Source organism: Glutamicibacter sp. BW78 (assembly GCF_002332245.1).
Classification (GTDB): domain Bacteria; phylum Actinomycetota; class Actinomycetes; order Actinomycetales; family Micrococcaceae; genus Arthrobacter_H; species Arthrobacter_H rhombi_A.
This window is the reverse complement of the sequence record NZ_NRGU01000038.1, coordinates 103,978-128,740: the sequence shown is the minus strand read 5'-3', so window position 1 is coordinate 128,740 and position 24,763 is coordinate 103,978. Positions and strand designations below refer to the sequence as shown.

Here is a 24,763-nt window from a genome sequence, read left to right as displayed (position 1 = left end):
ACCGACGGGAGAACCCCTCTCCAGATGAGACCCTCAGCCTTCCAGATCTACACCATCGCCGGAACACTCACGGTCCTGTTCGGGACCCTTGCCGTCGGCCAACTAGTCTCCGATTCCCCGCTGCCGGCGCTGCTGGCCGGTCTGGGCCTCCTGCTGCTGATCGCCGCACCGTTCTGGTGGCGGTTCAGGCACGTGTTCTCAGGCCCGGACCCCTTGCGCGGCGGCCCTCCCGAGCAGACGTGGACCGAGGACACGCCATCGCAGGTCTTGACCCGCAATTTCGCGCGGGCTGGCATCCTCCTCGGTGCGGGCCTGGTGATCAGTGTCGTCGTCTTCGCTCTGACCACTGCCAACGATCCACCCGATCAGGCGTTGAAGGTGCTCTCCTACATTGCCCAGGGGCTCTTCCTGGTGGCCGCCATCACGGTCGCGATCACCACCGTGCCGTTGGATACCGCCTCCCATGATGCAGTCGGGGACTCGCGGGCACGGATGAAGCGGATCAACCAGGTGGCGTGGGGTGGGAAGCATCTCTCCCTGAGCGAGCACGATCAACTGGTGGCCCTCCGCGTGGCGATCGTGGCTCCGGTCAGGCTGCGTCTTCAGGGCTTCGGCCTCACCTTCTTCCTGGCGTTGCTCGCCGTGGGAATCTGCCGGGACATCCCGCTGGGCGACCTGAGCTTCGGCGACGCCTTCATCCCGGCCCTTCTTCTGCTCGCACTCATCCGGATCCCCTATGTCGCCGGACAGCTGCGTCGGGCCCGCCACTACGCCAGCGAAAACCTTCCCCGTCCTCTCGCCGAGCGCTCAGGCGCCAACGTGGAGGACCGATGAAAACGTGGTTCTTCCTGACCTACACCATCAGCGGAACCGTGCTCGTCCTGTTCGCGGCCCTGGGCGTCGGCCAGCTGGCGCCGGCCTCCCCGATTCCTGCCCTGGTGACCGGGCTGGGGCTCCTGGTGCTTCTGGGGTTCCCGCTCTGGTGGCGGCTCAGGGACGCCTTTTCCACACCGGATCCGCTGCGTGGCGGACGGGCCATCGCCTCCTGGGCGGAAGCCACCCCGGTCATCTTCGCCCGCAGGTTCGCCCTGGTCGGCGCCGTCCTCGGCGGTGGGCTGGCGATCAGCGTCGTCCTCTTCGCCTGGTTCGGCGCCACCAATCCACCCGCCGCGGCGTTTGAAACACTGCTCGGGTACCTCCAGGCGCTGTTTCTGGCCGCCGCCTTCACGGCCATCTTTTCCGCGACGTCCGTGGGTCAGGCACTGCTGCGCGCCGCAGGAAACAGCCGGGAGCAGTTGAAAAGGATCAACCAGGTGGTCCTGCGCGGTCGGGAGATGGATCTGGACGGACAGGAGCAGATCCACGCCGCCCGCGTCGCCACGGTCCTGCCGGTGTCCGTCCCGTTGCAGACCTACGGTTTCGGTTACCTCTTCGCCTCTTCGGCCACCATCTTCCTCCGCCAAGCCCTCGTGGGTCAGGGCGGTTTCTTCGGTGTCCTCTTCCTGATCCTGCTGGTGGTCTTCGTGGCGGGTCTGGTGCCCCGCACCATGCGCCAGGTGCGCAAGGCCGGCCGCTATGCCAACAAGCACGCCGGTCTGCTCGCCGGATGAAGCCGCCCTACCGTTGCCCCGCCTTGGACCTCCAGAGCAGGTACACGAAATAGGGGGTCCCCACCAGGGCGGTCATGATGCCCGCGGGGATTTGCGCCGGGGCGATGACCGTACGCCCGATCGTGTCGGCCAACACCACCATGCAGGCCCCCAGCAATGCGGCAACCGGCAGAACCCGGGCATGGCGTGATCCGACCAGGCTCCTGGCCGCATGCGGTGCAACCAGACCGACGAAGGCAATAACCCCCACCGATGACACGGCGCCGGCCGTCAGCATCACGGCCGTGGCGAGCAGGACCAACCTCGCTGGGGCCAGGCTGATGCCCAACACCCGGGGCGAATCGTCATCTACGGCCAGCAGGTCAAGGTCACGACGCGCCCCGGCCAGAACCGGCAGCGCGAGCAGAAGCGCCACCAGGGGCGGCAGCACCGAGTCGAAGCTGCGCCCATAGGTCGAGCCGGAGAGCCAGGTCAACGCCTTGGCCTGATTATGCGGGTCGGTGGAGACCAGGATGATGGCCACCAGGGCCGCCAGCCCGGCAGAGATCCCGACACCGATGAGGACCAACCGGTTTTGTTGCAGCCCACCGCGGAAGGCCAACCCGAAGACCAACACGGCGGTGAGGGTCGATCCAGCCAACGCCGATCCGGTGACCAGCCAGGCTCCGGCCAACGGCACCGTGGTGATCACCGCAATAGCCGCCAGTCCCCCACCCGCGGAGACGCCGAGCAAACCGGGTTCGGCCAAGGGATTACGTGAGACGGCCTGGATCAGGGCCCCGGCGATCGCCAGGGCGGCCCCGGCCAAAAGGGCCACCACAACCCGCGGTAGCCGGGTGTTCAGGATCGCCGTGACCGTCGGACCCGCGTTCCCGGTTAGCCAGTTCGTCAGGTCTCCGAGCAGAAGCTTCGCGTCCCCCAGCAGCGCACCGGCACCGAGGAAACCCACCAGCAGGACGACGAGCCCGGCCACCACCGCCAGATACACGGTCCGCGACCGTAGCCGAGCCAAGGTATCGCCCACCATGGACGTTCCGGCGTCGCTCATCCGGTAGGCCAGCACCACCAGGAACACGGCCCCGAAAACCGTGGTGACGGCACCGGTGGGCACCTCCACCCCCGCTGAGGCACCCAAAATCAGTCGGACCAGCACATCCGAACCGATCACCACGATGGCACCGGCCAACCCGGAGACCGGCAGCAACGCCCGATGGCGGATGAGCCCCCGGACCTTCGAGGCCAGAAGTCGCACGATGGCCGGGGCACAGAGTCCGACAAAGCCGATGGGACCGGCGATGGTGACCGAACAGGCTGCGAGGAGGACCGCCAGGACGACGGCGGCGATTCTACCGATCCGCGGGTCGGCTCCCGCCAGCCGGGAGGCGTCGTCACCGAGGGAGAGCAGATCCAGCCGGCGGGCCAGCAGGAGCAGACCCACCGCACCGAGCACGATCAGCGGGGCAAATTCACGCAGATCGGTGCTGCTGGTATGCCCGATGCTGCCACTGCCCCAGGCCAGCAACCCGGTGGTTTCCTGGTTGAAGAGCAGCAACAGCGCCGAGGTCATCGAGGATAATCCCAGCGCGATGGCGGTTCCTGCCAGTACCAGACGCATCGGACCGCCGCTGCCTGAACCTCCGGCCCCGGAGAGTCCCAGCACCAGGAGGGCGGCGCCCAGACCGCCGATGAAGGCCAGCCCGCCGGAGGCCAGCGAGGGAAGGGCCACCCCAAAGGCTGCGACGGCGACGATCGCCAGATGTGCCCCGGCGTCGACCGCCAGGGTATCCGGGGAAGCCAGCACGTTGCGGGTGGCCGATTGCAGGCCCGCCCCGGCACAACCCAGCGCCACCCCGACGAGCAGGCCGGCCACTAACCGGGGAATACGGGAGGCTTCCAGGACGGCGATCTGCTGGTCGGTGCCGGAACCGGTCAGGATCCGCAGCAGGTCACCGGGGCCCACGGTGGCGGTCCCCTGCCCCAGGTGGATCAGGCTCAGCAGGACCAGGATGCCCAGTCCGGTGGTGACCACCGCGGGGATTCCCCAGCCCCGGCGTCCCGGCGTCGTTCGCTGTCCTTTTTCACTCGGCGGGGAGGCCCGTTCGGTTTCGAGACTCATCCGACGTTCAGGAAGCGGTGAGGGTGGAGACCAGGGACTTGACATATTGAGTCATCGAGGAGGGGCCGCCGAACATCCAGATCCCGTCATCGAGGCGCTCCACGTTCCCGTCCTGCACGAAAGGCAGTGACGTCCACACCGCATTATCCTTCAGCGCGTCGGTGAAGTCCCCGTCGACGGGGCTGCCGATGTAGACAAAATAGTCGGTTTTTAGTTTGGTCAGCGCCTCGACGTCGGTCGTGGCGAGCCCATAGGCGGGGTCGCCCTCCAGGGTCCATGGTGCTTCCAGGCCCAGCTCGGTATTGATATCCGTCAGCAACGATCCTGCGGGGTAGGGCCTCAGGGACACCTGGCCGTCGGCGACCCAACCGTCGGTGAAGGCCACGCGGGCCCCGTCCAGCCCGGCATCTGCGAGGGTGTCCCGCCCCGCGGCGACGGCCTTCTCATAGTCGTCGATGGTCGCCGCGGCGGCTTCCTCGGTGCCGGTGGCCTGGGCGATCAGGTCCAGGTTCTCGGTGGCCTGGTCAATTTGCCGGGTAGCATCCGCCGGGGTGATCACGAAGACCGGTGCCAGGTCCTCGAGTTGGGCGATGACCTTCTCCGGCAGATCGGTGGTGGCCACAATCAGGTCAGCGTCCAGCGAAGCAACGGTCTCGAAGCTGGGCTCGCCCCGGGTGCCGATGTCGGTGACCGTATCGTCCAAGGGTTCTGCCTTCACCCAGTCGGTGTACCCCTTCACATCCGCCGCCCCGACGGGCATCACTCCCAGGGCAACCAGGTCCTCCACGACAACCCATTCGGTGCCGACGACGCGGGTGGCCGGTGCGTCGAGTTCGATCTTTTTTCCACGGGTGTCCGTCAGGGTGACCGGGCCGGTGGACTCGGCCGGGGCCTGACCGTCAGCGGTGCTCCCGGAGGGTTCTTCGGTGGTACCGCAACCGGTCAGCAGCAGGGTCGCAGTGGTCAGGATGAGCAGGGGGCGCAGGAGCTTCATGGGGCAGGGGTTCCTTCGGATCGGTGGTCGGAGGCAGGGGTGTTCCACCGCCGGGGCGGGCGGCGGGCGTGAAGCCGGCAGGCTAGACGAGCGCGCCGGCGCGTTTGCCGAGGGCGTGGGTGCGAAGCCGTCCCGTGAACGGGTCGGTATGGGTGACGACGTCGATGCCGTAGACCCTGCTCAGTAGCCCGGATTCCAGGGCTTGCTCGGCCGGGGCGTTGGCGAGGATGCGGCCTTCGGAGAGGACGGCGATGCTGTCGGCAATATCGGCGGCTTCGTCGAGGTCATGGAGGACGACGCCGATGGCCACCTGATGGTCGCGGGCCAAATCGTGGATCAGGTCGAAGATTTCGACCTTATAGCGCAGGTCCAGATGGTTGGTCGGCTCGTCGAGCAGCAGGATCGAGGTGTCCTGGGCCAGGCAGCTGGCCAGCCAGACGCGTTGGAGCTGACCTCCTGAGAGTTCATGGACACCGCGGTTCGCCAGCCCGGTGATCCCCGTCAGCTCCATGGCATGCTCGATCGCTGCCGCCCCGTCGGGGTCGGCCGCCCGCCAGCGTCCCCGATAGGGGTGCCTGCCGAATTCCACGACGTCGCGCACACTGAGCCCATTCGGGACCGGACGGCTTTGCGCCAGCAAGGTCACCCGTTGGGCGAACTCACTACGTTTGAGGGCCAGGGCATCGGTGCTGGCACTGGCTTCTTCCAGCTGCAGGGCCCCTGACTCGGCATCATGCAGCCGGGCCAAAGCGCGCAGGAGCGTCGATTTGCCGCTGCCGTTGGGGCCCACCAGCGCCAGGATGCGGCCGGGTTCCAGCGTGAGGAACGCATCGTGGACGACGTCGGTGCTTCCGTAGCGCAGGTTCAACCCGTCGGCCGTGAGCATGACATTAGGTTTATTGGACATCACGCAAACATATTAGCTTAGGCTCACCTTACTGACCAACCTGTGGGGTGATCCGCATCGGTGTGGGAACCCCATGCCCGGAACCGTGAGCTACTCCCCCGCCACATCGCGGCGCAGTTCGCGTTTGAGGATCTTATGGCTGGGCCCCAGCGGGAACTGGCCGACGAAGCGGATGCGCCGCGGGTATTTATGCTTGGCCAGCCGGGTCCTGCTCCAGGCGATGATGTCCTCGGCGGTGGGCTCTGCGCCGTCGTACCCGGTATCCCTGATGACCACGGCACAGATCTCCTCGCCGCGTTCCTCGTCGGGGACCCCGATGACCGCTACCTGCTCGATGCCGGGGCAGCGGGAGAGGACCTCTTCGACCTCTCGCGGGTAGACGTTGAATCCGCCGCGGATGATGACGTCCTTGGTGCGGTCGACCACCGTGATGAAGCCGTCGTCGTCCATGGTGCCCAGGTCCCCCGTGCGGAACCAGCCCTCGATCATCGCCGCTGAGGTGGCTTCCGCGTTGCCGAGGTAGCCGGCGAAGACGTTATGCCCGCGCACCAGGATCTCACCCAGTTCGCCAGGGGGCAGTTCGGTGAGGGCCTCGGGGGTGGTGCGGTCGCTGATCATGACGTCGACACCCCAGATCGCCGGCCCCACGGTGCCCGGTTTCACACCGGCGTGAGGGGTGTTCGTGGAGACCACCGGTGAGGTTTCCGAGAGGCCGTAGCCCTCAAAGATGGTCACGTCGAAGGCGGCGTTGAACCGCTCCATCAACGTCTGCGCCATGGCGGCTCCCCCGGAGACGCAGAGCCTGAGCTTCGGCAGTTCGGATTCGTCCTCGGCGGAGGCGAGCAGCTGGTGGAACATGGTCGGCACACCATGGAAGACGTCGACCTGGTGCTCGCGGATCAACCCCAGCGCCCCGGCACCGCTGAACCGGGGCAGCAGCACCAGGGTGGCGCCGAGCCGGAAGACGGCGTTCATGCTGGCGGTCTGCCCGAAGACGTGGAAGAGCGGCAGGCAGCCCAGCGCCACGTCGTCGTAGTGGACGTCGTTGGCATCCACCGCCGATACGGTCGCGTTCATCACCATGTTCACCTGCGTCAGGATGGCCCCCTTGGGGGTGCCGGTGGTCCCCGAGGTGTAGAAGACGACGGCGGGGTCCTCGGCTTCACGCGCCACATAGTGGGCCAGCTTCGCCGGTTCCAGTCCAGCGTCCAGGCCCGGGTCTTCCGCGTCCTGCTGTGGCCAGACGCTGGTCACCACCGGGATCCCCACTTCCGCGGCAGCGGGACCTCCGACCGGCAGGAAGGAGGGGTGGCAGATCAGCATCGTGGCGCCACTGTCGGCCAGCACGTGCACGACCTCGGGGACGGTGAGCAGCAGGTGGACCGGTACGACCACCCCGCCGGCGGCGAGCACGGCATAATAGGAACGTGGGAAGTCCACGACGTTGGGGCTCATGATGGCCACCGCGTCACCGGCGCGGATCCCGGCACCGGCCAACGATGCCGCCTGTTGAAGCGCTTGGCCCCATAGCTGTGCGTAGGTGTAGGACGTTCCTTCGCTGATCACTGCCGTCTTCTGCGGATACTTGCGCGCCGACCCTTCCAGAACGGCGGCGAGGGATAATGCTGTCATGCCGGGTTTCCCTTCGTCAGTTCCTCAACTGATGGGTCGCGGAGTACCAGCAGGGCGGCCACCGAGGTTTCCAGCACTGCTCTGGCTTCGGCAACGGAGCGTTCCAGGTACTGGCGCAGCAGTTGCCAGCTGGCCCAGTCGGAGGCGACGACCAGGGCCGCGACGAGTCGTTCCCGCTCCCCCGCCTCATGCCGATCAAGTTCTTCGGCGAAATGGGCTTCGATTTCTGCGCGAATTGTCTCCAGGTTCTGGCGCAGATTCTGTTGCAGCACGGGTGAGAAGGGGCGCTGCACATCGGCTGCCCGCGCCAGTGGTGCCAGTTCCTCCAAGGCTGCGGCCCGGTAGTAGGCGAAGGCCCGGAGACGTTCGGGCAGGTCGGTACCCTCGAGCGGCGGGGTGAATGCCGCCTTCCTGGCATCGAGTTGCTGGCGGGCGGAGGCGGCCATCACCGCCTCCATATCGGTGAAGTGGCCCCAGAGCGTCCGGGGGGACACCCCCGCGCGTTCGGTCACTTGGCGGGCGGTGGGTTTGAGTTCCCCGTCGGTGATCAGCCCCAAATGGGCGTCGACGATCAGTGAGCGGGTGCGTTCGGCCCGGGCGCTACGGCCATCCACGTCGTTCATGATCGGCCATTTCCCGGGGCGCCCTGGCCGTCCGGGAGCGCCTCGGTCAGCCAGGGGGCCGGTTCCAGCGTCGGATCCCCGGTGGCCCGGGCATGCTGGCGGAGCCGATCGGCGATCCGGGCGCGCCCGATCTGCTGGGCGTAGAACATGGGCCCTCCCCGGTAGGCGGGCCAGTTATAGCCTTTGACCCAGATGAGGTCGATATCCCCGGGGCGTTCGGCGATGTCTTCGGCGAGAATCCGGGCGCCCTCGTTGATCATCGGGTAAAGCAGCCGTTCGAGGATCTCCTCGGAGTCGATCTCCCGGCGTTCGATCCCCTGTTCGGCGCTGGCCGCTTCGATGATGTCGGTGACTGCGGGGTCCTCCTGACGCTCGCGTCCCCGGTAGGCGAAGAAACCTGCGCCGGTCTTTTGCCCGAACCTGCCGGCCTCGCAGAGCGCGTCGCCTACGGCAGCTGTGGTGCCCTGGGCCTGGCGGTTGCGCCAACCGATATCCAGCCCGGCCAGATCGGCCATGGCAAACGGGCCCATGCGGAAACCGAAACCGGTCAACGCGTCGTCGACCTGACCCGGCAGCGCCCCTTCCAGCAAGAGGGCCTCGGCCTGGCGGGCACGGACTTCGAGCATCCGGTTGCCCACGAACCCATGGCAGACCCCCACCACGACGGGGCATTTGCCCAGCCGCCGGGCCAAGGAAACCGCTGTGGCGAGAACCCGGGTCTCCGTGGCCTCCCCCCGGACGACTTCCACCAGTTCCATCACGTTCGCGGGGCTGAAGAAGTGCATTCCCAGCACGCGGCCGGGATGGGCCGTGGTGGCGGCGAGTGCGTCCACGTCGAGGTAGGAGGTGTTCGTGGCCAGTACTGCGTCCTCGCTGGTGTGGGCGTCGAGCCGGGCGAAGATCTCTTTTTTGACGTCCAGGTCCTCAAAGGCCGCTTCGATGATGAGGTCTGCCGAAGCCAGGTCGGCGTAGTCGAGGCTTCCGCTGATGCGAGCAAATTGTTCGTTGGCCCTCTGGGGGCTGCGGCTGCCGTGGGAGACCGAAACGTCCAGAGTCGCCCGGACCTGGGCCAGGCCGCGGTCCAGGGCTTCGGCAGAGGTTTCCACCACGGTGACCGGAACCCCCGCGGTGGCCAGGGCCAACGCGATGCCCCCGCCCATGGTCCCGGCACCGATGACCCCGGCACGCCGCACGTCGCGGGCGGCTGTTTCTCCCGGGGCGGTGGCGAGGGCCCGGGGCGTGCGGCTGGCCCGTTCGGCGGCGAAGAGGTGGCGACCGGCCGCCGATTCGTCGCTGGCCAGCCGCTCCAGGAACTTCTCGCGTTCGAGCTCTGCCCCGGCGTCGAATCCCTGCTCGATGCCTGCGGCGAGGGAGTCCACTGCCGCCCGGGCCGCGAAGGGGTCCTTGGCCTTGCGCACTGCGGGGGCCGCGAGGCGTTCGATGGTTCCCGGAACGGCTGCGGCTTCGGCGATCCGCCGGTTCAGGTCACGGGTTCTGGTGGGGGGCGTCGACCCGGTTCCGGGCTCCTCGTCGAGCCGGGAAGCCGCCCAGGCGACGGCGGCACAGGAGAAATCCCCACCATCGAGAACCGCGTCGATGAGCCCGTCACCTTCGGCAGTGGCTGCACCGACGCGCGTTCCGGTCAGGATCATGGCCAGCGCCCGTTCGGGCCCGACGAGTCGCGGCAGCCGCCCGGTGCCGCCGGCCCCCGGGATGAGCCCCAAGGTGATTTCCGGCAGCCCGAGCAGGGCCTCGGGGTGCGCGACCCGGGTGTGGGCGGCCATCGCCAATTCCAGCCCCCCGCCCAGGGCCACCCCGGAGATGGCTGCGGTCACCGGCAGGGCAAACGACTCGATCCGGTCCACGAGTTCGGGCAGCGAGATCCCGTCGGTGGAGCCACCGAATTCGGTGATGTCGGCGCCGGCGGAGAACGCCTTCTCCGTGCCCGTGAGCACCACGGCGCGCACACCTGACAGATCCGCCACGTCATCGAGTGCCTGGGCGATCGCCGTGCGGGCCGTCTGCCCCAGGGCGTTGACCGGCGGAGCCAACAGGGTCAGCAGGACGACGTCGTCGTGTCGGGAGAGGGCGACCCGGGGTGCGGGGCGGGAGCTGGGGTCGGTCATGGGGCCCTTCCGGTGGGGTGCAGGTACTGGCAGGCTATTGATTCGGCGGCAGGGTTATTTGAAGGCTGAGATGCCGGTGATGTCCCGGCCGACCAACAACGACTGGATGGAGTCGGTCCCTTCATAGGTGCTGACAATGTCCATATCGGTCAGATGCCTGGCGATATGGCGTTCGATGAGTACACCGTTCCCGGCGAGCATGTCCCGGGCCTCGTTGCAGATCCATTTGGCCTTCTGCGCCGTGGACATCTTGACCATGGAGGCCATCGGACCGGTGAGTCGGTCGGTCTCTGCCAGCTCGGCCATCCGGGTGCACATCAGTTGCATGGCGGTGAGCTCGGAGAGCATATTGGCCAGCTTATGTTGTACCAGTTGGAAGCTGGCGATCGGTTGGCCGAATTGTTCGCGCTGACCGGCGTAGGTGGCGGCGATTTCGTAGGCGGCCATGGCGTGGCCTACCGCTTCCCAGGCGGCGCCGCCACGGGTTGCGGTGAGTACCCGGGAGACATCGCGGAAGGAGTGGCAGTTCTCCAGTTGGTTGGCCGCGGGGACGCGCATATCCGAGATCACGATATCCGATTGCAGGATCGCCCGTTTGCCCATTTTCCCGGTGATCACGGTGGGTTCATATCCTGCGGGGTAGGTACCGTCGTCGTTCTTCTCCATGACGAATCCCTTGACCTGGCCGTCGGCCGCGTCCCGGGCGAAGATGACGACGATATCGGCGGCATCCCCGTTGCCGATCCAGCGCTTATGCCCGTTGAGGACCCATTCTCCGCCCTCGCGGCGGGCGCTGGTTTCCAGGGCAACGGAGTCTGATCCGTGCTCTGGTTCGGTGAGCGCGAACGCCCCCGTTCGCTGAAGCGTGGCCATCTCCGGCAGCCAGCGTTGGCGTTGTTCCTCGCTGCCGAGCATGGCGATGGTCCCCATGCCCAGCGATGAGTGCACGCCGATATAGGTGTTGATGGAGCCGTCGCCGCGGGAGATTTCGCGGGCGACGATTCCTGCCGCCCGGCGGCTCAACCCCGGGCACCCGTACCCTTCGATGGTGCCGCCGATGATGCCCAGGCCCGCCAGCCCGGGGCGTAGCTGGTGCGGGAACTCGGCCCGTTCCCAGTACTCGTTGATGATGGGCAGGACATCCGTATCGACGTAGGCTCGGATCCTGTCGCGCAGGGCGATCTCCGCATCGTCGAGTTCCTCGTCGAGCAGGAAGTAGTCGCTGGTGACCGTCATACCGTTTTTCACTCTGCCGTCCTGTGGTGGAGAAACTGGCGGGTCGAGCAACCCGAACAATTTGCACACTAACTGCAAATTGTTTCCCGGGCAAGGGTTTTCGGTGGACCGACGACCGTCTCAGCCGGCCGCCGACCGTGCCGCGGCGATGAAGGCGCGGATCAACCCGGTGTCCTTGACCCCGCGCCGGGATTCCACCCCGCTGGAGACGTCGGCGCCCGTGGCCCCCGAGCTGTTCAGCAGGGCCGCGACATTGTCCACGGTGAGCCCTCCGGCCAGCAGCCAGAACCCCCCAGGGGCCCGGCCGGCCAGCACCGAGGGGTCGAAGGTCTCACCGGCCCCGGGGTCGACGGCGTCCAGCAGGATCCGCTCGGCGGCCCACTCGGCACGACCGGCCGAGGACAGGTCGGCATACGCCGGGGCGGAGAAGGCCCGCAGGGTGCGGTAACCAGCCTCCTGGGCGGCGCGGATATCGGCCAGTGGTTCATCACCATGCAATTGGACGGTGGACACCCCTGCCGCTGCCGCGGTGGACAGGACGACATCGAGGGGCTGGTTGCGGAAAACCCCTACGGTTTCGACCGCCTCGGGGATGCCAGCTATCAGCTGGCGCACCATCGCCGGCTCCACGGTCCGCACACTGCCGGGGGCGAAGATGAAACCCAGGGCATCGGCCCCGGCCTCCACGGCGGCAGCCACGGTTCCGGGCGTGCTCAACCCGCAGATCTTTACATAGCGTTCGGTCATGTCCGGGCTCCGCTCCTCGCCTCCGCCCGGCAGCTCGCCGGGGTGCTCCCCTAGTATCCTGCACGGGGCCATGCCTCGGCCAGCCGTCCGAGGGCAGGGCCGGCGGATCAGTCGCCGGGTCGGTCGCCGTCGGAAACCCTGGTGTGGATGCGTTCGCCGTCTCCCCCGAAAATGCTCAGCACCTCCACGGATCGGCCATCCGCCGATCCCATGGCGTGCGGGATCCGGGTATCGAATTCGGCGGCCTCCCCGGGTTCGAGCACCAGGTCCCGATCCCCCAGCAGCAAGCGCAATTTCCCGGAGAGCACATACAGCCAGTCGTATCCATCATGCACGCGGGGCTCCGGCATGACCTGGCGTCCCGGATAGGTCATCCTGAACGTCTGCGTGGGCGAGTTCGGCGGAGACAGCCTGAGGGTCTGGATGCCGTGGTGCATGCTGCGGGTGGGGCGGATGCGCGGGTCGGGCACCTCTGCGGGGATGAGCTCGTCGATGCCGATGCGCAGCGCTCGGGTCAGCGGCAACAGCAGTTCCAGGCTGGCCTGGCGCTTGCCCGATTCCAGCCGCGAGAGCGTGGACACCGATATGCCGGTTTTGGAGGCCAGATCCTCCAGCGTCCGATCCTGCTTCACCCGGGCAGCCCGGAGTCGGGGGCCGATCTGCTCGAGAACCGTATCCTTCACATCTTTCCCTTCTTGCTGTTTCTGCAAAGATATTTGCCATCATAGCAGTGGGGGTTCCACAGTTGAAGCATGAAAACCAACAGCAACTACGACGTCATCATCATCGGCGCCGGCGCCGCGGGTCTCAGTGCAGCACTGATGCTCGGCCGCTCGCTCCGCAGCACGCTCGTCCTGGACACCGGCACCCCGCGCAACCGCTTCGCCGCAGGGATCCATGGTGTCCTGGGCAACGACGGCACCGCCCCCGAGGACTTCTTGGCCCGCGGCCGTTCCGAGGTCGCCGGCTATGGCGTCCAGTTCGGCACGGCGGCAGCCGCAACCGTCGTGGCAACCGACGCCGGTATCACCGTGACCGATACCCAGGGCCGGCGCCATGCTGCCCGCCGCCTCGTGGCCGCCACCGGAATCAGCGATGAACTCCCGCCGCTGCCCGGCCTCGCCGCGGGCTGGGGAACCGATGTGCTGCACTGCCCGTATTGCCACGGCTGGGAGGTCCGCGGTCAACGCCTCGGCATCCTGGCCACCTCGCCCATGGCCCTGCACCAGGCGCAGCTGATCCGCCAGTGGAGCGACGACGTCGTCCTCTTCAGCGCCGGCGCCGGACCCATCGACGACGCACTGGCCACCACCCTGGCCTCCCGGGACGTGGTGATCGACAACCGGCAGGTCACCGGCATCCTCAGGAACGACGCCGGGGCCCTCACCGGGGTGCGGATGGTAGACGGCGGGCAACGGAACCTCGACGCCCTTTTCACCGCCGGTGAACTCCACCCCCAGGACGCCTACCTTGACGGACTGGGTTTGACGCGGGAGCAGACACCTTGTGGCAGCTTCATTGCCGCGGGTCCCACCGGCAAAACCAGTCACCCGAGGATCTGGGCTGCCGGAAACCTCGTCGCCCCGATGGCCAATGTGCCGATGAGCATGTCGGCGGGCACGATGGCTGGCAGCATGGTCAACATGGACCTGGTGACCGAGGATTTCAACCACGCAGCACAGCAGGTTCACGCGGCATGAACGAACGGAGCAGCACCGACATGGAGCACCAACACCACCACCACGACGAGGCGCCCACCGAGGCGCCCATCGAGCCGCGCGCCTTCTGGGAAGCCAGGTACGGCGAGCGCGAAAGGATCTGGAGCGGGGCTGCCAACCGGGCCCTGGTGGACGTTGTTTCCCCGCTGAAACCGGGCAGCGCCCTGGATCTGGGCTGCGGGGAAGGCGGGGATTCGCTGTGGCTGGCCGAGGCCGGCTGGCAGGTCACCGGGGCGGATATTTCCGCCACCGCCCTCGAACGGGCCGCCGTCCAGGCCCACTCCCGCGGCCTGGGCGCAGAAGCGGTCAGCTGGCTGCAGGTGGATCTGGGCGAGGACTTCCCGCCGGGAACCTACGATCTGGTCTCCGCCTGCTTCCTGGCCTCGCCGGTGCAGTTGAACCGCGGTAAGGTTCTGCGCCGGGCTGCGGACGCCGTCACCGCGGGCGGCACCCTGCTCATCGTCTCCCATGCCGCCACGCCTCCCTGGTCCCGACACCGGCATGGCCCCGATGAGGCGCCCAGCTCCCACGGCCCCGGCGACTTCCCCACCCCTGCCGAGGAACTCGAACTCCTCGGACTCGACGAGGACCGGTGGTTAGTCGTCACCGCGGAGGTCAGGCCGCGGCAGGCCACCGGCCCCGAGGGGGCCGTCGTCGACCTGGAAGACACCGTCATCGTCGCCCGGCGAAACTAGCAGGACCGGGCCCGGGGCATTGCCGGCCCCCGCGGCCGGCGGCCCTGGCCGGGCCGTCGACTCAGAGGAGGCCGAGCCACCCCTTGGCAATGGCGGCAAAGGCTCCGACGAACGCGATGATCAGGATGAACGCGCGGGCATGATGGTCATGGACATAGCGCTGGAGGCGTTCACCACCAAAGATCCCGACCACGATGGCCAGCACGATCAGCGCCCAGTACCACCAGGGCAGGATGAGTTGTTGTTCCGGAGCCAGCAGGACCTTCGACACCACTGAAACGGTTCCGGTCACGGCGAAGAACGGTTGCATGGTGGCGGCGAAGGAGCGCTGGTCCCACCGGGTGAGCACCGCGTACGCGCTGACCGCCGGACCGCCGACCCCTGCCATGGAGCTCGTCAACCCGGACAGCGCTCCGGCGGCTGATCGTATGCCAGCCCCTCCCACGGCGATGCTGGAGCGGGAAAGGCCCAGGGAGAGCAGCAGGGCGATCAGCACGATGATGCCCACCGAGAGCGAGAGGACAGCTGATTCGAGCCGGGTGGCGATCAGGGCACCGATGACGGATCCGACGACGCTGAAGGCGGCCAGCCAGCGGAACGCCGACCAGTTGATGTCCTTCCAGACCCGCGGGGTGATCAGCGTGGAGGAGACGACGCCGCAGATATTCACCAGCAGCACCCCCTCATGGGGGCCGAGCAGCAGGACCAGGAACGGCGAGGCCAGCATGGCGAATCCCAGCCCGGCGACCCGTTGCGCGACGGCACCGACGAACACGAGGGAGGCGGCCACGGCCAGGAGTTGAAGATCCACTGCTACAGCCTAAGCGGCAACCCCGCGGGCCGACGGGTCGGCTCGTGGGAAAGCCTGGAGGAGCCATCTCCGGGGTGGTTTGAGTCCTCTACCCCCTAGGGGTATATTCGGGGCGGGCGCATGATGCGTCCACGGCCGACCTCCGGAAGGGAACCATGTACGCACACACAGTACGTCGTGTCGCGCCCGCGGTTCCGCGTCTGGGGATCCTCCTCACCCTGTTGGCCGTCCTGATGTGCATGACGGGCGTAGCCCATGCCCATGACGTCAGCACTCCACCAGCTCATGGCTCCGTGTCATCCCAGAACATCCACGAAACGCCGATGCCCCCGGCCGGCGATTCCGTGCATTGCTCGGCCGGGATTGCTTCCGATGGCGGATGTCTCACGGTTTCTTCTGGCCATCTGTTGGCGGCGCCACCACCGCCGTTCATCGGTTGGCTAGCCGACGCCCCCCGTCCCGCGCAGCCATCGCTGCGCCCCACGGCCCACCACCCGCCGTCTCCCACACCGGGAGAGCTTTCCATCAACAGGACGTAGACCGCCGACTCGCCTCCCGTCGGGTGCCCACCCGACGCCACGAGATCATCTGGTGCGTCGCGATCCTGCTCCGGGTCCTTCCCCCGACGCGCCATCAATCTGCGTGGGCCATGCGCCCCTGAGTCCTGAAGGAAATCCCCGATCATGAAGATCCTCCCCTTATCACCTGCCGCCCGGCGAGTCCGCCCGCTGGCCGTCCCCCTCTTCGCTACCGGCCTGCTGCTGGCCGTGACGGGTTGTTCCTCCGCCACGGCACCAACGGAGCCCACCCCGGCAGCCAGCACCAGCAACGGTTTGCCCGGCGGGCATGTCCACGGACTGTCGGCAAGCACCGACAGCGGAGAAATCCTGCTGGCAACCCACGAAGGGCTCTTCGACGTGTCGAAGGATCCGGCCCGGAAGATCGGCCCGGAATTCGACATGATGGGATTTGCTGCGACGAACGACGCGAATGTCTTCTACGCTTCCGGCCACCCCGCTGCCGGGGACCCGGCGCCGAATCCCGTGGGTCTGCTGCGCAGCAGTGATGGAGGTGAAAGCTGGGAGACCCTCTCGAGGGAAGGGGAATCCGATTTCCATGCACTCGCCGGCACCGCTTCGGGGATCGTGGCCTTCGACGGGACGCTACGCACCAGCGAAGACGGGATCAGCTGGAGCAGCGTCGAAGCACCCTTCGCACCGTTCGCCCTGGCCGCCGATCCAACCAGCAACACCGTGCTGGCGACCACGGAAGCAGGGCCCTACCGTTCGACCGACAGTGGAAAGACCTGGAGCCTGCCCGACGGTGCCCCCGTCATCCAATACGCCGCCTTCGCCAGCCAGCAGGACGCCTTCGGCATCAGCCCCGACGGCATGGTCCACTTCTCGGACGATGCCGGGGCCACCTGGGCCAGCGTCGGCCGTGTTGGCGCCAGCGTGGAAGCCATCGCGGCGACCACCGGTCCCGAGGGCAAACCCCTGCTCCATGTGGCCACCGCCGAAGGACTGTTGGTCTCAACCGACACAGGCGCCACCTTCGCGCCGTCCGCAGGTGACTGAACGCCCCGCCGTCGTCCCCGTCTTCGCCATACCCATCATCAAGGATTCACCATGACCCCTTTCATCGACCGCCGCCGATTCCTCACCTTCTCCGTCGCCGGAGCTGCCGCCGCCGCCCTCGCCGCCTGTTCCGGAGGGCCAAACCCCGGTTCCACGTCGAAACGGATCCTGCCCGGAGACCCGGCAGTCGCCCAGCGCGAAGCACGCCGCGCCAGCACGGGAACCACCGTGCGGAAGAATCTCACCACTTCCCCCTTCAAAAGCACCATCGACGGGAAGAAGGTGACCACCTGGGGTTATGACGATGCGATCCACGGCCCCGTGATCCGCACCCAGGCCGGAGACCAGCTCCGTGCCGTGGTGAAGAACCAGTTGCCGGAACCGACCAGCATCCACTGGCACGGCCTGGCCTTGCGCAACGACCAGGACGGGGTCCCTGGCCTGACCCAGGACGCCGTGGCCGCCGGATCCTCCTTCACCTACGACTTCCGGGTGCCGCACCCGGGCACCTATTGGTACCACTCCCATGTCGGCACCCAGCGCGATCGGGGGCTCTTGGGGGCCCTGGTCGTGGAGGATCCCGAGGAGCCGCTGGAGTACACCCGCGACTGGGTCATCGTGCTCGATGACTGGCTCGATGGTCTGGACGGGACGCCCGATCAGACCCTCGAACGCCTGGCCGACGGCATGTCGGGGATGGGCCACGACTCGCAGTCGGGAATGAAGCATGGTTCCATGCCCTCGGAGGGTAAGGGCTCGATGGGCGGGAACATGCCGGGCATGGCGATGGGCTCCGGCAGCGACTACCTGGGCGGGGACGCCGGGGATGTCGACTACCCCGTCCACCTGTTCAACGGGAAGGGCCCCGACGACGCCGAAACGTTGAAGGCCGCGGCCGGCGACGTGATCCGGCTGCGGATCATCAACACCGGCGGGGATACTGCGTTTCGAGTGGGGATCCCCGGGCAGCAGCTCACGCTGACCCACACCGACGGGTTCCCCGTGCGCCATGCCACGGCCGACGCCGTCGTGCTGGGCATGGGCGAGCGGATCGATGCCCTCGTGAAAGTGCAGGCGGGAGCCACCGCCGTCCTGGCGTTGCCCGAAGGCAAATCAGGGCATGCCGTCGGATACATCGACACCGGAGCAGGGAACAAGCCAGCCTCCACGAAGCTGCCGGACACCCTCGAAGGCACAGTGGTCGACGGCGGAAAGCTCAAGGCGGATCCCGCTGTCCTTCTGCCCGAGAAGGCGACGGATCGCACGCACGAGCTGCACCTCACCGGAGGGATGGCGAAATTTGATTGGGGCATCAACGGCCGCCGGTTCGACCTGGCCACACCGTATGAGCAGGCTTTCGAGGTCAAGGTCGACGAACGCGTCGAGGTCGTGTTCATCAACGACACGATGATGTGGCATCCGATGCACCTACATGGGCACAGCTTCCAGATCGGGACCGATGGTGCCCGCAAGGACACCGTGATCGTCCGGCCGGGCGAAACCGTGAGGGTTTTCTTCGACGCAGATAATCCGGGACAGTGGCTCACCCATTGCCATAATGTCTACCATGCAGAGCAGGGGATGATGGGGGTTTTCTCCTACACCAGCTAGGCGGCTCACCGCCCACCAATGAAAGCCAACACCTGCCGATCCTGTTGGAGAAGCGTCCGGGCTCTGCGTGCCAGGATTTTTTGAGGCCAGTGGCCCAGAGCAAGTTGATGTCGTAGTGCGAGAATCAGGAACCCATTTATCCATGTCCAGTTTGTCCTTGACCGCAGTGCGGGAAGATAGCCCCATGAGTGCTCTAGGCCCCGTGCCGGAGACCCGACCCCCAGACGGTCGTTCACCCCCGCGCAGAAACTCGATTACCTCACCACCTACGAGACCGCTTGGGAACGCACCAAAGGCGGCGCCTACCACGGGCTCACCACCGCCGGGATTCTCACCCGGGCCGCTGCCGCCACGGCCGGAGTATCGCGTTTCACCGCGACCAGAACGCGCAGCACTCCGACGCCACTTCAGTCCGAATCCATGGCCCCGGCCAATAAGCTCGCCGATGCCCAACGTACACGGATCCTTGAGACGGTGAACTGCCCGGAGTTCGTGGATCTGGCCCCTCTGCAGGTCTACGCTCGGCTGCTCGACGAGGGCGTCTATCTGGGGTCGGTGTCTACGTTCTACCGGATCCTGGTCCGGAATCGGCAGGTCAACGAGCGGCGCCGGCAGGCTCGGCATCCGGCACGAACCAAACCGGAGTTGGTCGCTACGGGACCGGGCCAGGTCTAGTCGTGGAACACCACCCAGCTTGCTGGCCCCGTGAAGGGCAAGTACTACGACGCCTACGTCATGATCGGTATGTACTCCCGTTACGTTGTCGGTGCCCACGTCCATGCCCATGAGTCCGCGGTGTTGGCCGAGGAGATGATGAAAGAGGTCTTCGGCGTCCAGGGGCTTCCGCAGATCGTGCATGCGGACAGGGGAATGCCGAGGACGTCCATGACCGTCGCGCTGCGGGTGGGCCAAACCCTTGAATTGATACCCCGCAGGGGTATACGTTCGAGTTCGTCAGCCACACAGGAAAACCAAACATCCGTCCGCACCCAGGCCACTGGGAAGGCCCAACCAGGAAAAGTGCTGCATGTCCGTCTACGCGAGCGTATTCATCGTCCTTGCTGTGTGCCTTGGCTCCATCGGCCTCCTGTACCTTCTGGCTCGGATCCTTTCCGGGTCGAAGGAAGCGATCGAGGTACTCCCCTACCAGTCCGGATGGGCCCCGGACGAGCATGCCCTTTCACGGTTTCATGCCCGCTGGTATCCGATGACCCTGGTGTTTTTGGCCTTCGACGTGGAGATGCTCTTCATGTACCCGTGGGCGGTGGTCGTGGCCCAAATGGGCGCGGCAGCGGTCATCGAGATGTTCGTCTTCCTCGGCGTGCTCCTCGTTGGCATCGTCTGGGCTTGGCGGGAAGGAGCCTTCCGATGGGTCTAGGTCAGCTGGTGGACCGTCTGGCCACCACCCGTATCCACATCCTGGTCCTGGAGATCCCCGGCCATCGCCTCCTGCGCATGCATGCCGAGGCCGTGATCACCGTCCGGGGCTGGGTCATCGCCGACGCCCCGGCGGACGCCGATGTCCTGCTCGTCTGCGGCGATCCGACCGAAGTGTTCGGACCCCTTATCGAGGGCCTCTGGAACCAAATCCCTGGTCCCCGCCGATACGCGCAAATCTCCACACTCGAAGCCCTACCCCCGGCATTTGACTCCTTGCCGGCACTACTGGGTGATCGGGCTGCCCAACTCGCCGACGCCCGGCAACGCCCCAAAAACGTAGAAGCCGAAGAGGGCACCCCAGCGGCGTCCGGAACCGAGACGGCGCAACATGATCATCAGGGACATCCGGGCGAACCACCAGCCGAAGGACACCCGGTAGACGGGCACGGAGGGCATCCCGGTCCCGGAGATGACCCCGCGCACCATAACGAGCCCGCCCCGCACGAGACCCCGAGCTCCCACGCGGACATGGACGACAAGAACACTGACATGGACATGGACATGGGTGAGATGGATATGGATCACATGGACATGGATATGTCCGGTCCTGCAGGCATCGCGCTGGCCAGCGGGGACGACGGCGACCGTGACGGTCTCGAAATGGACATCACCCATCTGGCCCTCGGCCCGGTCCTGCCCCATTGGCCTGCCGCGTTGGTCTTACGGTGCACTTTGCACGGCGACGTCGTCGGCGAAGCAACCGCGGAGCTGCTCCCCGGACCCGGAAAAACCGAGCCCGCCATGCCGTTCGGGGACCGGCTGCGGGCTGTGGAACTATGCGATACGGCGGGACATCTGCTGGCCCTCGCGGGATGGGCCCCGGCCGCTGCAGCGGTCCACCGGGCCCGGAACGAACTGCTGAGCGGAACCGCTCCCGGGCCGGTCGCCGCCAGGCTGCGTCGGACGATCCGGCGGATCGCCCGTTCGCGGACACTGCGCTGGTCCCTGGCCGGCATCCCCCATGCCGGCAGGATCGATGCGCGGACCAGACTGCTGGACTGGCTGCAGACCGCCATTGCGTTGCTCGACAACGCGCCTGCCGGCATCGGGGAAGAGCCCTGGCCGCAGACGCTGCAGGAGATTGGCACCGCGGTGATCGGGCAGGAACTGACCACGGTCCGGCTGATCATTGCCTGCATCGAACCTGCCCGGATCCGGGAACTGGCGGTGGCACAAGATGGATAGCGCCACCCTGTCCGCCCTCTGGTCCCTGGTGTTGCCCGTGGGCGTGGCCGCCGCCGCCTTGCTGGCCGCTGCCCTGAACGCCGCCCTGGATCGCCGGACGTGCGGTGTGGGTGCGGCGGCAGGGGTGGCCGCACCACTGCAGGAGGGCGCCCGGTTGCTGCGCCAGCAGCGCCGGACCCTGCCCGGTGCCGACGCACTGCTCTGGCGGATCGGTGGTGCCGGCCTGGCCGTCTCGGCGGTGCTCAAGGTGCTGGTGGTTCCCTTCGGGGACTTCACCTTCGCCGATCTTCCGGTCGGACTCGTCTGGTTCAATGCCATGGACGTGCTGCTCTGGGCTTGCTGGTGGCTGCTGGGATGGGGCGCCAACAGCACCTGGTCACTGGTGGGCGGGTACCGGTTCCTGGCGCAGGCACTGTCCTACGAACTGCCCCTGATGTTCGCGTTGACCGCGCCTGCCGTCGGGGCCGGAAGCCTGCGCCTGCTGGATATCCAGCAGGCCCAGTCCAGCCTCTGGTTCGTTGCCTGGATGCCCGTGGCGTTCGTGGTCTATGCTGCCTCGGTGGTCGCGTTCTCCTCCTGGGGCCCGTTCCAGACGGCAACCGGAACCGACGCCGCCGGCGGCGTGATCGCCGAACTCAGCGGCGTCGACCGGCTCCTGGTCCAGACCGGCCGCTACATGCTCCTCGTCGCCGGTTCGGCCTTCGCCGTCCCGTTGTTCTTCGGCGGCGGCAGCGGACCCTGGCTGCCGGCTGCGGCCTGGGTGGTCATCAAGACCCTGGCCTTGGTGGTCGTTTTCACCACCGTGCGCCGGCTCTTCCCCACGGTGCGGCCCGAGCGTCTCGCCGAGATCGCCTTGGTGCTGGTCATGCCCCTGGTCCTTCTCCAGCTCGCCATTGCCGCCATCGTCGTCGTCCTCAATGGAGGTGCACCATGATCACGGCCATCCTGTTCTGGGTCCTTGCCACCGGCGCCGTGGCCAGTGCCGCCGCCGTGTTCATCGTCGACTCCATGGCCCGTGCCTCCTACGCCCTGGCCGTCTCCTTTATCTGCGTCGGGGCCATCATCGTGCAACTGGACCTGGACTACATCGGGGTGATCACCATCTTGATGATGGTCATGGAAATGGCGATCATGGCCGTGTTCATGGTGATGTACATGGGCATGAACCCGGCGCTGATGCCCATGGACATGACCCACAACAAGCGCCGCTCCGCGGTGATCTCCCTGCTCGTGTTTCTCCTGCTGGCAGCCGGTGCGCTGCTGATCGACTGGCCCGCACGCGCCGGGGTGCCCGCCCAGGACCCCACGGGCGCGCTCGGGCAAGCGCTGATGGGTTCGAAGATGCTCGTCATGCTCACGATCAGCCCCGTGCTGTTCGCCACCATCGTCGCCGCCGGCGTGCTGGCCAACCCGAGGGGCCGCTACGACCGGCGCGGGGACGGGCTGGACCGCCGCGGCGACGACGGACGCACCGAACCCGAGGATCCGATCCGCGGAGGGCTGGGACGATGACCCTGGAACTGGTGCTGCTGGTCGCCGCCGCCCTCTTTTCCATCGGCCTCTACGGGGCCCTGTCCCAGCAGGTGATCGTGATGGTGATGATGGGCATCGAGGTGATGATCAACGGGGTGCTCCTGGCCGCAGGAGCCCTCTGGTTCCATCTGGCACCGACCCCCGACGGGCAGACGCTGCTGCTGGTCATCCTCGCGGCGATGACCGTCGAGATGGCCATGGGATTCGCTGTGGCCACCGTCATCCACCGCTCACGCAACTCGGATATGACCGACGAGGCCACGGAGCTGCACGGATGACCGCCGCACTCGTGCTCGTCATCGGGGCCCCCGGAGCCGCGGGGATCCTCCTGCTGCTGGCCGGCCGCCGTGCCGGACGCGCCGCCCCCGCGCTAGCCATCGTCGTCGCCGGGCTCACCCTCGTAGCCGCGATCGCCGCGGCGCTCGGCAGGCCCGACCTCGCCCTGCCCTTCATCTCCCCCACCGGTGCGTCCCTGGCCGTCGACGGACTCACCGCGGTCCTGCTGCCCACGGTCGCGTCGGTGGCCCTGCTCGTGCTGTGCTTCGCTGCCGCCGAGCACACCGGCCCGCCGGCCCGGTTTCATGGCCTGATGCTCGTCTTCACCGCCGCGGTGATGCTCACCATCACCGCGACCTCGCTCCCCGCCCTGCTCGGGGCCTGGGAGATCATGGGCGCCACGTCCTACGCATTGATCGGCTTCCACTGGGGCCGGCCCGAAACCATGCCGGCGGGCCTGGTTGCCTTCACCGTGACCCGGGCCGCGGACCTGGGCCTCTACGCCGCCGCGGGGGCCGCGGTCCTGGCCGGGAGCGGGTGGCAGTTGAGCGGCCTCTCCGACGCCGAGGGCCCGTGGCTGCACGTCATCGCCGCCGGCGTCCTGGTCGCCGGGTTGGGCAAGGCGGCGCAACTGCCGTTCAGCTTCTGGCTTTCCCGTGCCATGGAGGGGCCGGGGCCGGTCAGCGCGCTGCTGCATTCGGCAGCCATGGTCGCGATGGGCGGCTACCTGCTACTCCGGCTCGAGCCGCTGCTGCTGGCCACGGCCTGGGCCGGGCCCACGGCCGCGTGGATCGGTGCCGCGACGGCGATCGTCCTCGGCCTCGTCGCGCTGGCCCAAACCGACCTCAAGCAGCTGCTCGCCGCCTCCACGGCCGCCCAGCTCGGGTTCGTCATCCTGGCCGCCGGGATCGGGGCCACCGCCGGCGGGACCTCGCAGTTGATCGCCCACGCCGCGACGAAGGCCTTGCTCTTCCTCGTCGCCGGCGCCTGGCTGACCGCCGTGGGTTCGAAACAGCTTTCCGCCCTGTCCGGGGTCGGCAGGCGCTGGCCGGTCATTGGAGCCACGTTCCTGATCGGGGCGTTGTCCCTGGCAGGCCTGCCGCCGTTTTCGCTCTGGCTGGCCAAGGACGCGGTCCTGGCCGTCGCCCTGGAGCACGGCCCCGCACTCTATGCCGCGGGCCTCGTCGGCGCCGCCCTGGCCGCCGCCTATTCGGCGAAGATGATCGCCGTCGTCTGGGCCACACCCGACCGGAGACAACGCCACGCCATCGAAGCCACCCACTGGGACACCGAACGCCACGGCACCCGCCACATCCCCTCCACCGCAGCGGCGCCCCTGCTCGTGCTCGCCGCCGCGGCCGCCGTCCTGGGCGTCACCGCCCTTCCGGGCCTGTCCGGACCATTCCGGGCGCTGCTGAACGCGCAGGCACAGGCACAGGCCACCGCCGGCGAACTCGCGGCTTCGGCCGTGGTTGCCCTCCTCGTGGCGGCCCTCGTCTGGCGCCGGGGCACCCCGCGCATGCACGCCGCGGCCGGCTGGTTCGGCCTCGAGGCGGCCTCCCGAGCCGTGTTCGTGCGTCCCCTGTTCGGCGCCGCCGCGGCGCTCGCCCGGGCCGATGACCGGCTGGAGGAGACGGTGCTGGACTCCCGCCGCCGGCTCGAATCCACGGCCCACCTAGCCGCCCGGGTCGATGACCAGCTGGAGGAGACGGTGCTGGACTCCCGCCGCCGGCTCGAATCCACGGCCCACCTGGCCGCCCGGGTCGATCGTCTCGTGCAGCACGCATTGACCGGCCTCGTCGCCGGGATATCCGCAGGTGGCCGGTGGGCCCGCCGCACCCAAACGGGTGCCATCGCCGACTACTACGCCGGCGCGGCCCTGGTCGCCGTCGCCGCCCTGACCCTACTGATCGTCGTGAGGTAACC

Annotated in this window: 23 protein-coding genes and 1 pseudogene; 14 read left to right on the top strand and 10 right to left on the bottom strand. The window is 67.6% G+C overall.

From position 1 onward, the window contains the following. Window positions 1-24 precede the first annotated feature (24 nt). The gene (locus tag CIK75_RS10820; protein WP_096224186.1) at window positions 25-834 is read left to right on the top strand and encodes a hypothetical protein; all 810 of its coding nucleotides are present in this window, start codon (window positions 25-27) and stop codon (window positions 832-834) included. Next, window positions 831-1,610: a hypothetical protein gene (locus CIK75_RS10815; protein ID WP_096224184.1), complete on the top strand. Its 780-nt coding sequence runs from the start codon at window positions 831-833 to the stop codon at window positions 1,608-1,610. Before CIK75_RS10820 ends, CIK75_RS10815 begins: the two co-directional genes overlap by 4 nt. Before the next feature lie 7 nt (window positions 1,611-1,617). On the opposite strand, the gene CIK75_RS10810 is transcribed toward CIK75_RS10815, so the two are convergent. The 9 genes from CIK75_RS10810 to CIK75_RS10770 all read right to left on the bottom strand — a co-directional run bounded on the left by CIK75_RS10810 (window position 1,618) and on the right by CIK75_RS10770 (window position 12,674). Then, entirely contained in the window at window positions 1,618-3,726 is a 2,109-nt protein-coding gene (locus tag CIK75_RS10810) for an iron ABC transporter permease (protein WP_096224182.1), read from the bottom strand. Window positions 3,727-3,733: 7 nt separating this feature from the next. Beyond that, window positions 3,734-4,720 carry an iron-siderophore ABC transporter substrate-binding protein gene (locus tag CIK75_RS10805; protein WP_096224180.1) on the bottom strand — a complete coding sequence of 329 codons (987 nt, stop codon included), beginning with the start codon at window positions 4,718-4,720 and terminating at the stop codon, window positions 3,734-3,736. Between the two features lie 82 nt (window positions 4,721-4,802). Then, the gene (locus CIK75_RS10800) at window positions 4,803-5,627 is read right to left on the bottom strand and encodes an ABC transporter ATP-binding protein (protein WP_086997171.1); all 825 of its coding nucleotides are present in this window, start codon (window positions 5,625-5,627) and stop codon (window positions 4,803-4,805) included. Between the two features lie 90 nt (window positions 5,628-5,717). Further along, on the bottom strand, window positions 5,718-7,259 hold the full coding sequence (locus CIK75_RS10795) for a long-chain fatty acid--CoA ligase (protein ID WP_096224178.1): 1,542 nt from the start codon (window positions 7,257-7,259) through the stop codon (window positions 5,718-5,720). Further along, entirely contained in the window at window positions 7,256-7,882 is a 627-nt protein-coding gene (locus CIK75_RS10790; protein WP_096224176.1) for a TetR/AcrR family transcriptional regulator, read from the bottom strand. Before CIK75_RS10790 ends, CIK75_RS10795 begins: the two co-directional genes overlap by 4 nt. Next, window positions 7,879-10,008 carry a 3-hydroxyacyl-CoA dehydrogenase NAD-binding domain-containing protein gene (locus tag CIK75_RS10785; RefSeq protein ID WP_096224174.1) on the bottom strand — a complete coding sequence of 710 codons (2,130 nt, stop codon included), beginning with the start codon at window positions 10,006-10,008 and terminating at the stop codon, window positions 7,879-7,881. The genes CIK75_RS10790 and CIK75_RS10785 overlap by 4 nt, the downstream gene beginning before the upstream one ends. Before the next feature lie 54 nt (window positions 10,009-10,062). Then, window positions 10,063-11,244 carry an acyl-CoA dehydrogenase family protein gene (locus CIK75_RS10780; protein ID WP_086997184.1) on the bottom strand — a complete coding sequence of 394 codons (1,182 nt, stop codon included), beginning with the start codon at window positions 11,242-11,244 and terminating at the stop codon, window positions 10,063-10,065. 120 nt (window positions 11,245-11,364) lie between these two features. Further along, window positions 11,365-11,991, bottom strand: a complete 627-nt coding sequence (locus CIK75_RS10775; RefSeq protein WP_096224172.1) for a phosphoribosylanthranilate isomerase — start codon at window positions 11,989-11,991, stop codon at window positions 11,365-11,367. Between the two features lie 107 nt (window positions 11,992-12,098). Beyond that, the gene (locus tag CIK75_RS10770; RefSeq protein WP_096224171.1) at window positions 12,099-12,674 is read right to left on the bottom strand and encodes an XRE family transcriptional regulator; all 576 of its coding nucleotides are present in this window, start codon (window positions 12,672-12,674) and stop codon (window positions 12,099-12,101) included. 69 nt (window positions 12,675-12,743) lie between these two features. On the opposite strand from CIK75_RS10770, the gene CIK75_RS10765 reads away from it, so the two are divergent. Next, the gene (locus CIK75_RS10765) at window positions 12,744-13,691 is read left to right on the top strand and encodes an NAD(P)/FAD-dependent oxidoreductase (RefSeq protein ID WP_096224169.1); all 948 of its coding nucleotides are present in this window, start codon (window positions 12,744-12,746) and stop codon (window positions 13,689-13,691) included. Continuing rightward, window positions 13,688-14,404: a class I SAM-dependent methyltransferase gene (locus CIK75_RS10760; protein ID WP_241895409.1), complete on the top strand. Its 717-nt coding sequence runs from the start codon at window positions 13,688-13,690 to the stop codon at window positions 14,402-14,404. Before CIK75_RS10765 ends, CIK75_RS10760 begins: the two co-directional genes overlap by 4 nt. Before the next feature lie 61 nt (window positions 14,405-14,465). Here the strand turns inward: CIK75_RS10760 and CIK75_RS10755 are convergent, their stop codons facing one another. Further along, entirely contained in the window at window positions 14,466-15,215 is a 750-nt protein-coding gene (locus CIK75_RS10755; RefSeq protein ID WP_086997196.1) for a sulfite exporter TauE/SafE family protein, read from the bottom strand. Window positions 15,216-15,370: 155 nt separating this feature from the next. Between CIK75_RS10755 and CIK75_RS16060 the strand changes: the two genes are divergently transcribed. The 10 genes and pseudogenes from CIK75_RS16060 to CIK75_RS10705 all read left to right on the top strand — a co-directional run bounded on the left by CIK75_RS16060 (window position 15,371) and on the right by CIK75_RS10705 (window position 24,761). Further along, window positions 15,371-15,754, top strand: a complete 384-nt coding sequence (locus CIK75_RS16060; protein WP_143413330.1) for a hypothetical protein — start codon at window positions 15,371-15,373, stop codon at window positions 15,752-15,754. Between the two features lie 144 nt (window positions 15,755-15,898). Further along, window positions 15,899-16,792: a F510_1955 family glycosylhydrolase gene (locus CIK75_RS10745; RefSeq protein ID WP_241895408.1), complete on the top strand. Its 894-nt coding sequence runs from the start codon at window positions 15,899-15,901 to the stop codon at window positions 16,790-16,792. A 51-nt stretch (window positions 16,793-16,843) separates the two neighbouring features. Beyond that, window positions 16,844-18,403, top strand: coding sequence for a multicopper oxidase family protein (locus CIK75_RS10740; protein WP_096224165.1), 1,560 nt, complete (start codon window positions 16,844-16,846; stop codon window positions 18,401-18,403). A 198-nt stretch (window positions 18,404-18,601) separates the two neighbouring features. Next, window positions 18,602-19,300: pseudogene (locus tag CIK75_RS16555) on the top strand (transposase family protein); the annotation flags it as partial. 130 nt (window positions 19,301-19,430) lie between these two features. Beyond that, a complete protein-coding gene (locus CIK75_RS10730; protein WP_096224161.1) occupies window positions 19,431-19,781 on the top strand; it encodes an NADH-quinone oxidoreductase subunit A in 351 nt (116 codons plus the stop codon). Further along, window positions 19,772-21,028, top strand: a complete 1,257-nt coding sequence (locus CIK75_RS10725) for a hypothetical protein (RefSeq protein ID WP_096224159.1) — start codon at window positions 19,772-19,774, stop codon at window positions 21,026-21,028. The genes CIK75_RS10730 and CIK75_RS10725 overlap by 10 nt, the downstream gene beginning before the upstream one ends. Next, window positions 21,021-21,962: a complex I subunit 1 family protein gene (locus CIK75_RS10720; protein ID WP_096224158.1), complete on the top strand. Its 942-nt coding sequence runs from the start codon at window positions 21,021-21,023 to the stop codon at window positions 21,960-21,962. The genes CIK75_RS10725 and CIK75_RS10720 overlap by 8 nt, the downstream gene beginning before the upstream one ends. Beyond that, window positions 21,959-22,540: an NADH-quinone oxidoreductase subunit J gene (locus CIK75_RS10715; protein WP_096224156.1), complete on the top strand. Its 582-nt coding sequence runs from the start codon at window positions 21,959-21,961 to the stop codon at window positions 22,538-22,540. Before CIK75_RS10720 ends, CIK75_RS10715 begins: the two co-directional genes overlap by 4 nt. Further along, the gene (locus tag CIK75_RS10710) at window positions 22,537-22,839 is read left to right on the top strand and encodes an NADH-quinone oxidoreductase subunit K (RefSeq protein ID WP_096224154.1); all 303 of its coding nucleotides are present in this window, start codon (window positions 22,537-22,539) and stop codon (window positions 22,837-22,839) included. Before CIK75_RS10715 ends, CIK75_RS10710 begins: the two co-directional genes overlap by 4 nt. Next, window positions 22,836-24,761 carry a proton-conducting transporter membrane subunit gene (locus tag CIK75_RS10705; protein ID WP_096224152.1) on the top strand — a complete coding sequence of 642 codons (1,926 nt, stop codon included), beginning with the start codon at window positions 22,836-22,838 and terminating at the stop codon, window positions 24,759-24,761. The genes CIK75_RS10710 and CIK75_RS10705 overlap by 4 nt, the downstream gene beginning before the upstream one ends. Window positions 24,762-24,763 lie beyond the last annotated feature (2 nt).